Origin of the sequence: Brevibacterium sp. S111 (assembly GCF_004745075.1) — a bacterium.
Taxonomy (GTDB): Bacteria; Actinomycetota; Actinomycetes; order Actinomycetales; family Brevibacteriaceae; genus Brevibacterium.
In genome coordinates this window covers 355,998-370,525 of sequence record NZ_RHFH01000002.1, presented here as the reverse complement: position 1 = coordinate 370,525, position 14,528 = coordinate 355,998, and the positions used below count along the sequence as shown (strand labels likewise).

Below are 14,528 nucleotides of genomic sequence, written 5' to 3'. Positions count from 1 at the left end.
TGAGACCGAGCCCCGAAAGGTCTGCACAACGATCCGCCGGCACCGGCAAAGGTCTGGGAAACGGGCCTCTGTGTGGTCAGAACCGCCTCGGCGAGGGACCTAGCGTGGGTGTAGCAGCAATCGGATGAAAGGTTCCACGATTCACATGTTCAGGCAGTCGTCGAAGTTGGCCAATGTCCTCTATGACATTCGGGGACCCGTTCTCGAAGAGGCCCAGGCGATGGAAGCCGCCGGTCACACGATCCTCAAGCTCAACATCGGCAACCCCGCTCCGTTCGGCTTCGAAGCCCCCGAGGCGATCGTCCAGGACATCTCAGCGAACCTTCCGGTCACGCAGGGCTATTCGGATTCGCGGGGAATCCTCTCCGCCCGCCGCGCTGTCGTCCAGTACTACGAGACCCGCGGCATCCACAATCTCAGCACCGATGAGGTCTTCCTCGGCAACGGCGTCAGCGAGCTCATCACTCTGAGCCTGCAGGCTCTGTGCAATCCCGAGGACGAGATCCTCGTGCCCGGCCCCGACTACCCGCTGTGGACCGCCTCGGTGGCACTGTCCGGCGGCACACCGGTCCACTACCGGTGCGCCGAGGAGGACGCCTGGCAGCCGGATCTGGCCGACCTCGAATCCCGCATCACCGAACGCACCCGCGGCATCGTCGTCATCAACCCGAACAATCCGACCGGTGCGGTGTACTCGAAGGAGACGCTGAAGAAGATCGCGGACATCGCCCGCCGTCACGGGCTCATGGTCTTCGCCGATGAGATCTACGAGAAGATCACCTACGACGGCGTCGAGCTGGTCAACATGGCTACACTGACCGGTGACGATGTGCTGTGCCTGACCTTCTCGGGACTGTCGAAGGCCTACCGAGTCGCAGGGTACCGCTCCGGCTGGCTCGCGATCACCGGACCGCTGGAGGAGGCACACAGCTACCTCGAGGGGATCAAGCTGCTGGCGAATATGCGCATGTGCTCGAACGTGCCGGCCCAGCATGCCATCCAGGCCGCACTGGGCGGGAAGCAGTCGATCGACGATCTCGTCCTGCCGACCGGTCGCCTCGGTGCGCAGATGCAGGTCGCCCACGAAGGTCTCAACTCGATCGACGGGGTCTCGGCTCACCGGGCCGACGGTGCTCTGTATATGTTCGCGAAGCTCGATGTCGAGAAGTTCGGCATCACCGACGATGAGCAGTTCGCCCTCGATCTGCTGCGCGAGCAGAAGATCCTCGTCTCCCACGGCACGGCCTTCAACTGGCCTAAGCCCGACCACTTCCGTCTGGTCACCCTGCCTTCGGTCGAGGTGCTCAGCGAGGCGATCGAACGGCTCGACACGTTCCTGTCCGGTTACCGTCAGGTCGCCAATTCGACGTGTGAGCTGCCGATCGTGCGGGAACGGACGGAAGCCGGTCACTCGATGCGCACGACCTCGGCCGCGGCGGGTTGAGGCCGCGACCAAGCTCAGTCAGCACTGTCATGGTCACCACCGCCGATCTCGACGAGCTGCGAGTGAACTGAGAGGCACTGAGACAATGAGCCCATGGTGGAGGACACAGGTGGGCGAGTGACCGTTTCCGCAGATTCCGTCGCCGAGGTCATCGGCCGGCTGTCCCGCGGCAATCCCATCGACCGGCGTGCCCTCGAACAGCAGTGCGGTGAGTCGCCTGAGCTCATCGAGGCCCTCGTCGACCTGTCGGCCACGATGACCCGGTGGAAGCAGAAGGACCGCGAACGAGCGGCCCTGCTCGAAAGCGCCTCAGAGCTCATCCGGGTTCGCGACACGACACGGCTGCTCCAGAAGCTCGTCGACCGAGCCCGATCGCTCATCGGATGCGATATCGCCTATCTCTCCCAGTACTATCCGGATACCGATGAGCTGCGCGTCAAGGCCAGTCGAGGAGCCATCTCCTCCCAGCTCACGACCCTGCACGTCCCTCCTGGAATCGGCCTGGCCGGTCGGGTCGTGCGCGACCGGGCCGCCCAGTGGACCTCGAACTACGATGTCACCCAGCTGCCGCACGAGCGACAGGTCGACTCCGCGGTCAGAGCCGAAGGCATGGAGTCGCTCCTCGGGGTGCCGATGGTCGTCGACGGGGAGGTCCTCGGTGCCCTCTTCGCCGCCAACCGCTATGCGCACGAATTCACCACAGATGAGATCACTCTGCTCTCGGCCCTCGCCGACCACGCCTCGGTGGTGCTCAAGACGGCGCGACTCATGGGAGAGCTCGCCGAGGCCGCCCGGAGCTCCGCAGAGGCCGAGGAATCGGCCGCCGCTCAGGCCGCGACGCTGGGACGCCTCGTCGAGGTCGAGGAGCATCTGACTCGACTGGTCCTCCAGGGTCGGGGAGGCTCCGCGGTCACCGACGCCGTCGCCACGATGCTCTGCGCGGAGGTGCTCGTCATCGACAGCGCGCGTCTGAAGTCCCCCGACTTCCCCGATCACGAGCACGTCTTCTCCGACGAGGCGAGCTTCTTCGCCGACCTCGAGGCGGACAGGACCGACATGCTCACTGCGCTGGAGACCAGCAGGGAGACCGGGCGCAGCGCCGAGGTGCCGAGAGCCGAGAACCTGCTCGTCGCCTCGGTGGCCTCACATCGACGTCAGCACAGCGGGCTCTTCGTCCGCTTCCACACCGACCCCGCCGCCGGCGATGCGAACATCGTCGCTCAGGCCGCGCAGTCGCTGGCTCTCATCCACATGAACGCGCAGGCACGGGCCGACGCCGAGAACCGGGTCAGAGGGGAGCTCGCCGTCGATCTCATCGCCGGGACCCGGTCCCTCGACGAGCTCGAGGCCCGTGCTCGGCTCAACGACTTCAGTCTCGCCGGACCGTGGCGGATGATGACGATCCAGGCGGGTCCCGGAGTCGACGAGCACCTCGGTGCACGCTTGGCCCGGATCGAACCGCGCATCCTGCTCACCCAGCGCTCCCCCGGCCTCACCGTCCTCGTTCCCAGCTCTGTCGCGGATTCTCGCCTGTCCCTAAAGCGGCTCAGCGCAGAGCCGGAGGCCCTGGGCGGGTGCCTCGTCGTCGCCTCCGACTCCGACTGCGACCGCTCGCAGCTGGCCGTGGTCGAAGACGAGCTGTGGTCGTGTGTGCGGATCCTCAACTCTCTGGGCATCGACGAGGGGATCCATCCGGCCGCGGACTTCGCTCCCTATACCGCGATGTTCGGCACGGCCCCGGAACAGGTGGGCAGATTCATCGACCGTCTGCTCGGGCCCCTCCGCGATTGGGATCGCAAGCACTCCGCCGAGCTCACCGACACGGTCCGCGTGTACTTCGAGAGCAACGGGAGCATCAGCAGGACCGCTGCCGCACTGTCGGTGCACATCAACACCGTCAAGCAGCGCCTCGAGCGCGTCGATCAGGTCCTCGGCGAGGGGTGGAGAGCCCCGGAGTTCGCTTTCCGTCTGCAAGTGGCGCTGCGTCTGGACCGACTCACACATCCGAGGTGAGCGCGCTCCGCGCGGCGGGAGGGACTCCACGCGGCGTGAGCGGACTCCACACGATGCGAGCACAGCAGCACCCTGTCCGAAACAGACATGGACAGTCCTGGATTCGGGCCGAAACGGCCATGGTCACTGTCGCGCTGCGATGCTTGACTGTTCTCTGCGGAGGAACTCCGACCGACAGCCGTTGTCGGCCAATGACGACCTGACTGGAGACATACGATGGCAGAGAACAGCCGAATTGCCGATTTCCGAAACATGTCGGTCGGCGAACGCAGGACGGCCGTCGCAGAGACAACCGGGCTCGACACTGAACTGTTCCAGCAGCTCGATGCGAATTCCTTCGGCCCCGAGGATGCGGCCGATCTCAGTGAGAACATCTTCGGAGTGTTCTCGCTTCCTCTCGGCGTGGCCACCAACTTCACGATCAACGGCACCGACGCGCTCGTCCCCATGGCGACCGAAGAGGCATCGGTGATCGCCGCTGCCAGCAATGCTGCACGAATGGCACGCCCCCAGGGCGGCTTCTTCACGAGTTCGAGTGAGCCCATCATGCAGGCGCAGATCCAGCTCATCAATGTGGCGGATCCGCACGCCGCGCGCACCCGAATCCTTGAACGGGAATCGGAGATCATCGACCTGGCCAATGCTCAGGACCCCAAGCTCGTCGAAGTCGGTGGCGGGGTCAAGGGCCTCACGGTTCGTCTCGTCGAAGCACGGACTTCGACCTACGTGCTCGTCCATCTTCTCGTCGATGTGCGAGATGCGATGGGGGCGAATGCTGTGAACACCATGGCCGAAGCGGTTTCCGGCTCCGTCGCAGCCATCGCCGAAGGCGAGGCACTTCTGCGCATCCTCACCAACAAAGCCGACCGTCGACTGTCACGCGCCCGCGCGGTCTTCGACAAGGAGCTGCTCGGCGGTGAAGGCGTCATCGACAACATCCTCCACGCCTACGAACTCGCCGCAGCCGATTCCTATCGTGCCGCCACGCATAACAAGGGCATCATGAACGGCATCTCCGCCGTCGTGCTTGCAACCGGGAACGATACTCGTGCAGCCGAGGCCGGCGCCCATTCCCACGCGGTCGTCGACGGCCGTTACACATCCCTGTCGACCTTCGAGAAGAACGCTGACGGCGACCTGGTCGGGACTCTCGAGATGCCGATGCCCGTTGGGCTCGTCGGAGGAGCCACCAAGGTGCACCCCGCTGCACGCGCGGCTCTGCAGATCGCCGAAGTGTCGACGGCCCAAGAACTCGCCGAGATGATCGTCGCCACCGGTTTGGCTCAGAACCTCGCCGCACTGCGAGTGCTCGCCACCGAAGGAGTTCAGCGCGGACACATGTCGCTGCACGCCAAGAATCTCGCTGCCTCTGCTGGAGCGAACGCCGAAGAAGCCGCGATCATCGTGGATCGGCTCATCGAGGAGAAGGCATTCCGCTTCGACCGGGTCCAGTCCATCCTCGAAGAACTCCGATCGGGTGGTTCGCAGTGACGATGGAGCTTCCACAGCAGATCACCCAATCGGACCTGCCGACCGAAGTCAGCATCTGCGAAGTCAGCCCCCGAGATGGGTTGCAGTCGCAATCACGCATACTCCCTGCAGCGGTCCGTCTCGAGCTGATACAGCGTCTTGCCTGTGCGGGCCTGAAGGTCATCGAAGCCGGAAGCTTCGTTTCTCCTCGAGCCGTTCCCCAGATGGCTGATACTCGATCGGTTCTCGACGGGTTGGATGTGGATTCCGACCTCGCTTTCCCGGTTCTCGTCCCGAACCGGCGGGGTCTCGATGATGCCGTGGCGGCCGGAGCCAAAGATGTCGCGGTCTTCATCAGCGTCACGGATTCGTTCTCGAGAGCCAATCTGGGCGATTCGCTTCAGGTGACCACCGATCGCAGTCTCGAAACAGCCAGAGCAGCGACTTCCGCAGGTCTTCGCGTGCGGGGGTACCTCTCGATGGTGTTCGGCGATCCCTGGGAAGGGTCGGTCGACCCGGCAGATGTCGCCGCCGCCGCTCGACGGCTGGTCGACGCGGGCTGCTCAACGATCTGCCTGGGCGACACCATCGGGACCGCTACTCCCGGTCATGTGACCGCCGTCCTTGATAGCCTGATCGACGCCGGGATTCCGATCGAACGGGTTGCCCTGCATACCCACAACACCTATGGCCAGGCGCTCGCGAATGTCTACGCCGCGCTCCAGGCCGGAGTACGACAGTTCGATGCATCGGCAGGAGGAATCGGAGGATGTCCATTCGCACGCAGTGCGTCCGGCAATCTCGCCACCGAAGACCTCCTCTGGATGCTCAACGGGCTCGGCATCTCGACCGGAGTCGATATCGAAGCCGTGGCGGCCATCAGTCAGTGGCTGAGCGACGAACTCGGCACCCCGCTCCCATCTGCCACGCCCTCGGCTGTCCTCAGCCGGTAGTCCCACCGTTCACGTTCCCGACAACCGTCGGCCGACAGAAGGCAGGCAATGATGCCGCAATTGCTCGAGGTGTGGAATGACACCGTCGATCCCAAACACCTCACCGGTGGAATAGCCATCGGAGTCGGGATCGCTGTCCCGGCCTACCTGATCGCTGATCAGATCTTTGCTTCCAGAGGTGATGGAACTCTGGGGCACTCGTATGCGCTGCTCGTCGGCATCGTCGGCTGCATCGTCGGTGCAGTGATCGCCGGGTTCCTATTCAAACCGAAGCGCGTGATCACGACTGCCGGCGCCGACACTCGGAATCGCCAGGAGATCATCAACGAGATCGTCGACGAATACGGGGATCTCGGTGACCCACGAGAACTCGGCCCTTCGGTCCAGGAAGAAGTCCGTGCCCTCGGCCTCTTCGACGCTCTTGTCGAAAACCACGAGACGCGAGCTCAGGAGAAGGGCGGGCACAAGTGAGCGCAGAACTCATCGAGCCCATTCTGTGGGCAATCGGGATGGCGGTCCTCGCCGGAGTGCTCTTCACCGGCATCGGGTTGATTTCCGGCACAGATGAAACCGCGATCGTTGCCCCACTGGCGCTGCTGGTGATACTCATCGGCGTTCCTCCGGCCGGCGTCATCGCGTTCTTCCTCGCGGCGATCATCGCCAAACACATCTCCCACGCCGTGCCCACGACGCTGCTCGGCATACCGGGGGATACCACCGCCGTGCCGATGCTGCGCGAAGCTCAACTTCTGCGGTCCCTGGGTGTTCCTCATATCGCATTGCGAAAAGCGATCTCCGGTGGTGTCATCTCGGTTGCGATAGCAGTTCCGCTGTCGATCGTCTTTGCGCTCGTGCTCACCCCCTTCGCCGACGCGATCGGTGCCGCCGCCCCATGGATCTTCATCGCCGCTGCAGTCCTAGTCGCCTACACCTCGAAGGGAAAGCTGGCCGCGGTCGTCGCCCTCATTCCCTTCGTTCTGATCATCGTCGGCCTGCAGGCGTTCATCATGGAGCAGAAGGAAGCGACTTTCACGACTTCGTTCTTCCTCGGCATCGCCACCGGCCCGCTCATCTTCGACCTCCTCTCAGCGCTTTCGCCTGTTGGCCGCCGGGCAATGCGACAGGAGGGAAAGCGGGAGTTCAACCTCGCTCCCGACGTGCGCTCGAGAGACGGCAAGCGTCTGCCCAACCCCTTCAAGACACTGAGTGGGAAGCAGCTCGCTTACACCAGCGGCTCAGCGGCGATCACCAGTGCCACCTTCGTGTTCTCACCTGTGGCAATGGCCGTGCTCATGGGCGAGATCGTCGGCAGCCGAATCAAGAACGGCTACGAACGTCTGACGACTGTCGTCACTGTCAGGAATGGAACTACGGAGTCGACCTACATTGCGGAGACCCTCATTCCGCTCATCGCAATCGGTCTGCCGCTTTCGCCGATGGCCGCCGGTCCGGCTGCGCCGCTGTTCAACGCTCCGCCGGTGTACACGCTCGACGCCGAGACGGGAGAGACGAACAATCTCCACGACCTGCTCACGACCGGACAGTTCGCACTCTTCGCCGTGATCGCGGCGATCATCGCCATCGTCATCGCCTACCCCTTCGTCATGACAAACGCCCACCGGGCAGCGACCTGGGTGATGCGATCCGTCTCCCACGAGGCGATCATCGCCGGCTTCGCCTCGCTCATCTGCGTCATCTGCCTCTATGAGGGCGGACTGCTGGCCCTGGGAGTGACGCTCACGGTCGGACTCGTCGGGGGCCTGTTCAACCGATTCATCGGCATGCACGCAGGAGTCCAATTCATGGGCTACTACGTCGCCGCCCTCACCGTGCCCGCCCTGCTGGCGCTGTGAAGACCGCGCCTTCCTCTCCTTCCCTCACCGAGGCGGGTCCACCGGTCACCGATATTGGGCGGTGACCCGACGAATAACGGCGACCACCTCGGCGATGGCGGAATCGTGAGCGGCGACGATCGGATCACGGCGGGACGTCGTCCGCGGTTGGGCGGCCCGGGACACGAGAAGCACGTCGCGACGACAGGCGCTCAGGGGCATCGGGATGATCTCGATGTCCGGGTCGGTCGAGAGTGAGGATTCGGGGATCATCGCCACCGCCAGTCCGGCTGAGATCATCCGATTGATTGCCGCATAGTCGTCCATGCGCATCCCCACCCGGGGTTCGAACCCGGCAGCGACGCAGAAGGAGCGGACCACCTCGTCGATGGCGTCACCCGGGTCGATGCTGAAGGCCCAGGTCTGGGACACCAAGGCCGTGAGATCGGGCAGACCGTTGTCATCGACGGCGATGGCACCGATGGATTTCGGCACGCACAGGCTCAGCTGCTCCGAATAGAGGGGACGGGCGGAGAGCGATACGGGGATCCACGTCTTGTCGATGTCGGTGGAGACCAGCAGCGCGAGGTCGAGGTCACCGGCCTCGAGCCGCGAGACGAGTTCCGCGTGCTCGTCCATCGTCACGTCCAGAGCCGCGGTCGGAGCCTCGGGGTGAGTGCCCTGGGTTCCTCCGTCGGCTCCGGCCACCGCCTCGTCGCGGGTCTGCCAACGAGGCCGTTTCTGCAGGTCATGGTAGAGCGGCGGGATCAGCCTGGCGCCGACTGTGGGCACCGCCCCGATCTTGACCGGCACTGCTTGGGACTCCCTCCACAGGGCCACTTCGGTGCCGAGGCGATCGCACAGTCCGAGGATCTCCGTCGCCCGCGCCACGACGAGGCTGCCCACTGCGGTCGGATGCGAACCGCGGGGACTGCGCACGATGAGCGTCGATCCCAACGTCCGCTCGAGATTGCGCAGGTGATGGTTGACCGTCGGTTGGCTCCAGGCCAGGGCAGCGGCCGCAGCCGCCACTGAGCCGGAATCGGCGATGGCACGGAGAGCCACGAGTCCTCTTGTATCCAGTGGATCCATCATTCTCCCGCAAACAGCTCAATAGTGTGTATAGAGCAGTTTAGGAAAGTTGCTATTCTCCCGGCAAGGGTCGGCTTCCTACTCTGGGACTATGACCGTCCAACATGATTCCCCCATGTCCCCGGCTCCGGAAGCGTCGTCGACCCCCATCGGCCCAGCGAACCCGGAACAGGCCCGCGCGCCCTACGCCGAGGCCCTGGCACAGGCAGCGAATCGCGATTCGCTGTTCCTGTCCACCCCCGGACACGGTGGCACCCGAACGGGAATCTCTGCCGGTCAAGCCGAATTCTTCGGCGAGCACACCCTCTCCCTGGACATCCCCCCACTCTTCGACGGCATCGACCTCGGTGCCGACACCCCGAAGGACGAAGCTCTCGCCCTGGCTGCCGAGGCCTGGGGCGCCAAGCGCACCTGGTTCCTCACCAACGGCTCCTCGCAGGGCAACCGGATGGCCGCACTGGCCATCGGCACCCTCGGCCGCGGAGTCATCACCCAGCGCAGTGCGCATTCGAGCTTCATCGACGGCATCGTGCTGGCCGGCCTCAATCCCGGTTTCGTCTACCCCAATGTCGACGAGGTCAACGGCATCGCCCATGGCGTGACCCCCGATTCGCTGCGCCGGGCGATCCGCAACCACCCCGATGAGGTCAGCGCCGTCTACCTCGTGACCCCGAGCTACTTCGGTGCCGTGGCCGATGTCGAATCCCTCGCCGAGGTGGCCCATGAAGCCGGTGCCGCACTCATCGTCGATGCCGCGTGGGGCGCCCACTTCGGGTTCCACTCGGACCTGCCGGCGTCCCCGGTGACCCTTGGTGCCGATATCGTCATCATGAGCACTCACAAGCTCGCCGGTTCACTCACCCAATCCGCGCTCCTTCACCTCGGCGACACCGAATTCGCCGATCGGCTCGAACCGGCGCTGGCCCGAGCGTTCATGATGACCGCTTCGACGAGCGAGAACGCGCATCTGATGGCCTCGATCGACCTGGCGCGCCGTGAGCTCATGACCTCGACCGAGGCGATCACGGAGTCGCTGGAGAACATCCGCCACATCCGCGCGCAGATCGAGGCGACCGACCGCTATCACCTGCTGTCCGGCGAGTTCCTCGGCCACCCCGACGTCGTCGACATCGACCCGTTCCGCCTGCCCATCGACATCACCGCCACCGGCCTCGACGGACACACCGTCCGCAAACGCCTGGCCGAAGAGTTCGACATCTTCCCCGAGATGTCGACAGCGACGACTCTCGTCGCTCTCATCGGCATCGGCAAGTCCCCGAACATCGGCCGCCTCATCGATGCCCTGGAGACACTGCGCATCGAAACCGCGGACGCCGGCACGGCCGTCGGCGACGGACGAGTCTCCGTGCGCACGGCACTGCCTCCGCTGCCGACAGCCGGCCGGTTGGCGATGACGCCGCGTGAAGCATTCTTCGCTGACTCCGAACTCGTCTCAGCCGCCGAAGCCGTCGGACGAGTGAGTGTGAGTTCGCTGGCTGCCTATCCTCCCGGCATTCCGAATGTCCTGCCCGGCGAGGAGATCACCGTCGAGACCATCGGCTTCCTCCAGGCCGTGGCAGCGAGCCCCTCCGGTCACGTCCGCGGTGCCGTCGACCCCGGTCTCGAGACCTATCGCGTCATCAGGAACTGATCTGCGCGCAGTCACCGTCCGCACCGTGCTCGTCGGCCTCAGCCGACAACGCCACTGGACAATTGACCCTGCGAATTAAGTTATATCTTTTTTGCGTATTTTCTGGACCACTGGACAGATTTCAACGAACACTTCTGCCATCGGACACATCTGCCGTGAACTGTGTCACAATTTTTATTGACATGCCTTTCGTGCCGCGTAAGGATGTTCTGCATTGTCGAAATCCGACAGCAACTGCCGCGCAGAGTTCGCACCATTCCGGCGACTCGGCCCTGCAACTTGCCTAGCAGCAGCTGAAACGAGGAACCTCTGATGCCAGAAGGCCACGACAGATTCGCGCAGAAGGACAAGAAGCCGTCGCGCAAGGAACGGCGTGCAATCAAGAAGCAGAGACGGTTCGAAGCCGATGACTGCATCGTCGTCGAAACCAAATCGATCCGCACCGCCATCGGCGGGACCACGGTCGGCAACTTCATGGAATGGTTCGACTTCGGCGTCTACGGCTACCTCGCTTTGACGGCTCATCCGATTCCAGGGTGTAGTCGCGGTCTGAAGCCGCCGGTCTCGAGCAGGGACCTGGCGATGTAGTTGGTGAGGTTGCGGAACCCGAGGGCTGAGCCGCGGAGGTGTTCGAGCCGGCCGTTGATCGCCTCCGTAGGCCCGTTGCTGGTGCCGGGGCGGTCGAAGTAGGCCAGCACGTCGGCGGCCCGCTTCTTCAACGTCCGGCCCAGCGTGATGACCTCGATCAGCGCGGCCGGGACGCCGTCGCTGACCGACTCGATCAGCTTGGTCATGAGCTCGCGGCCCTGGCGTCGGTCCTCGTGGCGGTAGGCCGCGATCATCCGCTGATAGATCCCCCAGGTCGCCTCGACCTGCACGTGCTCATCACCGGCGAACAGTGCCCGTAGTCGGCTGGCCTGCTTGTCAGTGAGCAGCCCAGCACCGGTGTGCAGCGTTCGCCGTGCGGAGTAGAGCGGGTCACCCTTGTGGCCGCGGTGACCGTGGATGGCCTGCTGGACCCGGCGTCGACACCGGTCCAACGCGTCGCCGGCCAACCGGACCACGTGGAAGGGATCCATGACCGCGACAGCGTCGGGGAGCTCCTCGGTGGTGGCGGTCTTGAAGCCGCTGAACCCGTCCATCGCGACGACTTCCACGCCGTCACGCCAGGTGTCGCTCCGGGTGGCGAGCCAGGTCTTGAACACCTGCTTCGAGCGACCCTCGACCATGTCTAGGAGCCGTGCCGGGCCGGTGCCATCACGGATCGGGGTGAGGTCGATGATCACGGTGACGTACTTGTCGCCACGCCTGGTGTGGCGCCACACGTGTTCATCGACGCCAACGACTCGGACACCCTCGAACCGTGCCGGGTCGTCGATCAGGACCCGCTTGCCCTCGGCCACGACGGCGTCGTTAGCGGTGTCCCAGGCAACCCCGAGACCCTCGGCGACCCGGGCGACGGTGAGGTGAGCGATCACGATCCCCTCAAGTGCCCACCGCAGCCCGCGACGCGAGAGCTTCGCCCGAGGTTCGGCCGCCCGGGAGGTGTCTTGGCGCCACACGTGCCCGCAGCCAGCGCATCGGTAGCGGCGGATGGTGAGCAGCAGCGTGGTAGGTCGCCAGCCGAGTGGTTCGTGGGCCAGCTGCCTGGTGACCGTGTCCCGCGGGGTTCCTTCGCAGCCGCATCGGCGGCACCACTGGTCGGCTTCGGCGACCCGGCACGCGACGACCGCACGGTCGGACTCGAGGCGTTGGCCGGTGACGACGAGGCCGAGCTCGTCGAGTCGGCAGAAGGTGGTCAGATCTGGGTGGGCGAACGCGCGTGAGCGGTCGCCGGCGGTAGCGTCGGGCACGTCGAGGTCTTTCAGGATGAGCGTGTAGGAGCCTTCATCCTCGGGAGACCTCGACGTCTATCCCGGGACCGCCACGCCAACGCCTGCTACACCCACAACCGGGATGAGCCCCTATGGCGCTTCACAACCGTGGTACACGAGAGCACGCATGGTGCGGCTCCTTCGGTGGGTGGGCTGCCGGCCGGGGGCCGGGTTCGGTGCGGGTCGGTCTCAGAAGGCGCTGGCGGCGGCTTCGGCGACGGCCTGGTCTTGGTCACCGGTTCCTCCGCTGACGCCGACGGCGCCGACGACCTGGCCGTCGCGCTCGAGCGGGATGCCACCGGCGAAGATCATCACCCGACCGTCGTTGGAGGCGTGGATGCCGTAGAACTGCTCACCGGGTTGGGCGAGGTCGCCGAGGTCTTTGGTGGCTGTGTCGAACGCGCGGGCCGTGAAGGCTTTGTTGATCGAGATGTCGATGCTGCCCAGCCACGCTCCGTCCATCCGTACGTGAGCGACGAGATTGCCGCCGGCATCGACGACGGCGATGTTACTGGGCTGACCCTGCGTGCTGGATTCAGCTTCTGCTGCCGCGATGACACGTTTGGCGTCGTCCAACGACAATGTAGGAATTGATAGCATCAATTGCTCCTTCGAATGTGGCGTGCGCTTTGTGGCTCGAGCCGCTCCAGAGCCGCCCGTTGGTTTGCCTGTTGAGTTTGTGACCGACAGCGCTCGTGTTGTGGTTCGCGTTGCGAACGTGCGTGAGCGGACTACGGGAGCTTGGACGCGAGGACGTCGGCCGGCAGGATCTCGGGTGCTGCGCTGAGGAGGTGCTGGTTGGCCGTCAGGGCTGCGACGATGGCGCCGTTGGCGTGGGCGTCGCGAGCGGCCTCGTCGTGGAATGCATCGAAGATCCAGAAGGTGTCGGCGTGGGTCCTGACCGCGAACCAGACAATCGTTCCTACTTCTTCGTTGGCGAGTGCGACAGCGCCGGCGAGCAGATCGGCGAGCGCGTCGTGCTGTCCATCGGCCGCGACGATCTTGGCGACGAAGGCATACGGAAGTGATGCGGGTGTTGACATGAGGGACTCTCCTTGAAGTCGTGATTCTTCGTGTGACGAGTTCAGCGTATGACGAGCGAGGGCCGGTGGGTAGTGGCGTATACGGCAGTATTGCTATTGTTTACGTCATGCGTATCGGACTGATCGCGATCGACGGCTGCTTCGGTTCGGCTATCGCGTCGATCATCGACATCGTGCGGGTAGCCGACGGAGCCCGCGGTGATGTCGACCCGCGGATCGACCCGATCGAACTCGCCATCCTCGGACCGAAACGGCGAGTGACCACGACGGCATCGATGACCCTGTCGGTGGACCACCCGCTGTCGGAGTCCGCAGAGTTCGACGTGGTCGTCGTCCCTGCGCTTGGAACCCTTACGGCCGCCGCTACCAACGACGCCCTCCAGAGCCGAGATGCTCGTTCGGTCATCGCCTCGCTCGGGCGCCTCGACGAGGCGACCACCCGGATCGCCGCGGCGTGCACCGGCGTGTTCGCTGTCGCCGAGACCGGACGGATGCATCATCGGCGGGCGACGACCAGCTGGTTCCTGGGGCCGGAGTTCCTGAAGCGCTATCCGAGCGTCGCCCTCGATCTCGACACCATGGTCGTGGTCGACGGGAACCTCGTCACCGCCGGCGCCGCGTTCGCCCACATCGACCTCGCGCTCTCACTCGTGCGATCGATCAGCCCCGACCTGGCCCAACATGTCGCCAAGCTCCTCATCATCGACGAGCGTCCGTCGCAGGCGGCCTTCGTCGCCTACGAAAATCTCCGGCACGAGGACTCGATCGTCGTCGAGTTCGAACGCTTCGTGCGCGCCCGACTGGACGAACCGTTCAACGTCGCCTTCGTCGCGCAGTCGCTCGGCACCAGCCGGCGCACCCTCGAACGACGAGTCCGTGCGGCGCTCAACCTCACTCCGCTCGGGTTCGTCCAACGGCTTCGCATCGAACGAGCTCGGCACCTCTCAGCAACCACGGATCTCACCTCCGCCGAGATCGCGCTACGGGTCGGCTACGCGAACGCCGAGACTCTGCGCTCCCTCCTGCGTAGGGAGCGACGCCGTTCCTGACCTATCGCCATGCCTGTAGCCGGTGTGCTAGTGCTCGACTGGAACCACCTCTCAGCACGTCGCGTCGACGCTACTGCGTCGCCCCTGGACGACCCACTCGACACGCC

Annotated in this window: 13 protein-coding genes; 9 read left to right on the top strand and 4 right to left on the bottom strand. The window is 64.8% G+C overall.

The genetic code is table 11. From position 1 onward, the window contains the following. Positions 1–139 precede the first annotated feature (139 nt). From EB836_RS04005 to EB836_RS03980, 6 genes are all read left to right on the top strand, one after another. Positions 140–1,444, top strand: a complete 1,305-nt coding sequence (locus EB836_RS04005; protein WP_135537913.1) for a pyridoxal phosphate-dependent aminotransferase — start codon at positions 140–142, stop codon at positions 1,442–1,444. 117 nt (positions 1,445–1,561) lie between these two features. After that, positions 1,562–3,457 (top strand): helix-turn-helix domain-containing protein, encoded by a 1,896-nt coding sequence (locus EB836_RS04000; protein ID WP_167854339.1) that lies wholly within the window; start codon positions 1,562–1,564, stop codon positions 3,455–3,457. 216 nt (positions 3,458–3,673) lie between these two features. Continuing rightward, the gene (locus tag EB836_RS03995; RefSeq protein ID WP_135537781.1) at positions 3,674–4,948 is read left to right on the top strand and encodes a hydroxymethylglutaryl-CoA reductase, degradative; all 1,275 of its coding nucleotides are present in this window, start codon (positions 3,674–3,676) and stop codon (positions 4,946–4,948) included. A 2-nt stretch (positions 4,949–4,950) separates the two neighbouring features. Next, positions 4,951–5,880 (top strand): hydroxymethylglutaryl-CoA lyase, encoded by a 930-nt coding sequence (locus EB836_RS03990; RefSeq protein ID WP_135537780.1) that lies wholly within the window; start codon positions 4,951–4,953, stop codon positions 5,878–5,880. Between the two features lie 48 nt (positions 5,881–5,928). Continuing rightward, a complete protein-coding gene (locus EB836_RS03985; protein ID WP_135537779.1) occupies positions 5,929–6,351 on the top strand; it encodes a hypothetical protein in 423 nt (140 codons plus the stop codon). Next, on the top strand, positions 6,348–7,733 hold the full coding sequence (locus tag EB836_RS03980; RefSeq protein ID WP_135537778.1) for a tripartite tricarboxylate transporter permease: 1,386 nt from the start codon (positions 6,348–6,350) through the stop codon (positions 7,731–7,733). The genes EB836_RS03985 and EB836_RS03980 overlap by 4 nt, the downstream gene beginning before the upstream one ends. A 45-nt stretch (positions 7,734–7,778) precedes the next feature. Here the strand turns inward: EB836_RS03980 and EB836_RS03975 are convergent, their stop codons facing one another. After that, positions 7,779–8,777 carry a LysR family transcriptional regulator gene (locus EB836_RS03975; protein ID WP_240689584.1) on the bottom strand — a complete coding sequence of 333 codons (999 nt, stop codon included), beginning with the start codon at positions 8,775–8,777 and terminating at the stop codon, positions 7,779–7,781. A gap of 118 nt (positions 8,778–8,895) precedes the next feature. Between EB836_RS03975 and EB836_RS03970 the strand changes: the two genes are divergently transcribed. Further along, positions 8,896–10,455: an aminotransferase class V-fold PLP-dependent enzyme gene (locus EB836_RS03970; RefSeq protein WP_135537777.1), complete on the top strand. Its 1,560-nt coding sequence runs from the start codon at positions 8,896–8,898 to the stop codon at positions 10,453–10,455. Between the two features lie 312 nt (positions 10,456–10,767). Further along, positions 10,768–11,043 (top strand): hypothetical protein, encoded by a 276-nt coding sequence (locus EB836_RS03965; RefSeq protein ID WP_135537776.1) that lies wholly within the window; start codon positions 10,768–10,770, stop codon positions 11,041–11,043. Here EB836_RS03965 and EB836_RS03960 read toward each other — a convergent pair. From EB836_RS03960 to EB836_RS03950, 3 genes are all read right to left on the bottom strand, one after another. Further along, positions 10,977–12,308: an ISL3 family transposase gene (locus EB836_RS03960; protein WP_135537775.1), complete on the bottom strand. Its 1,332-nt coding sequence runs from the start codon at positions 12,306–12,308 to the stop codon at positions 10,977–10,979. The genes EB836_RS03965 and EB836_RS03960 overlap by 67 nt on opposite strands. A gap of 210 nt (positions 12,309–12,518) precedes the next feature. After that, positions 12,519–12,929, bottom strand: coding sequence for a heme-binding protein (locus EB836_RS03955; RefSeq protein ID WP_135537774.1), 411 nt, complete (start codon positions 12,927–12,929; stop codon positions 12,519–12,521). Between the two features lie 131 nt (positions 12,930–13,060). Further along, positions 13,061–13,372: an antibiotic biosynthesis monooxygenase gene (locus tag EB836_RS03950; protein WP_135537773.1), complete on the bottom strand. Its 312-nt coding sequence runs from the start codon at positions 13,370–13,372 to the stop codon at positions 13,061–13,063. Between the two features lie 107 nt (positions 13,373–13,479). Between EB836_RS03950 and EB836_RS03945 the strand changes: the two genes are divergently transcribed. Beyond that, entirely contained in the window at positions 13,480–14,421 is a 942-nt protein-coding gene (locus EB836_RS03945; protein ID WP_135537772.1) for a helix-turn-helix domain-containing protein, read from the top strand. Positions 14,422–14,528 lie beyond the last annotated feature (107 nt).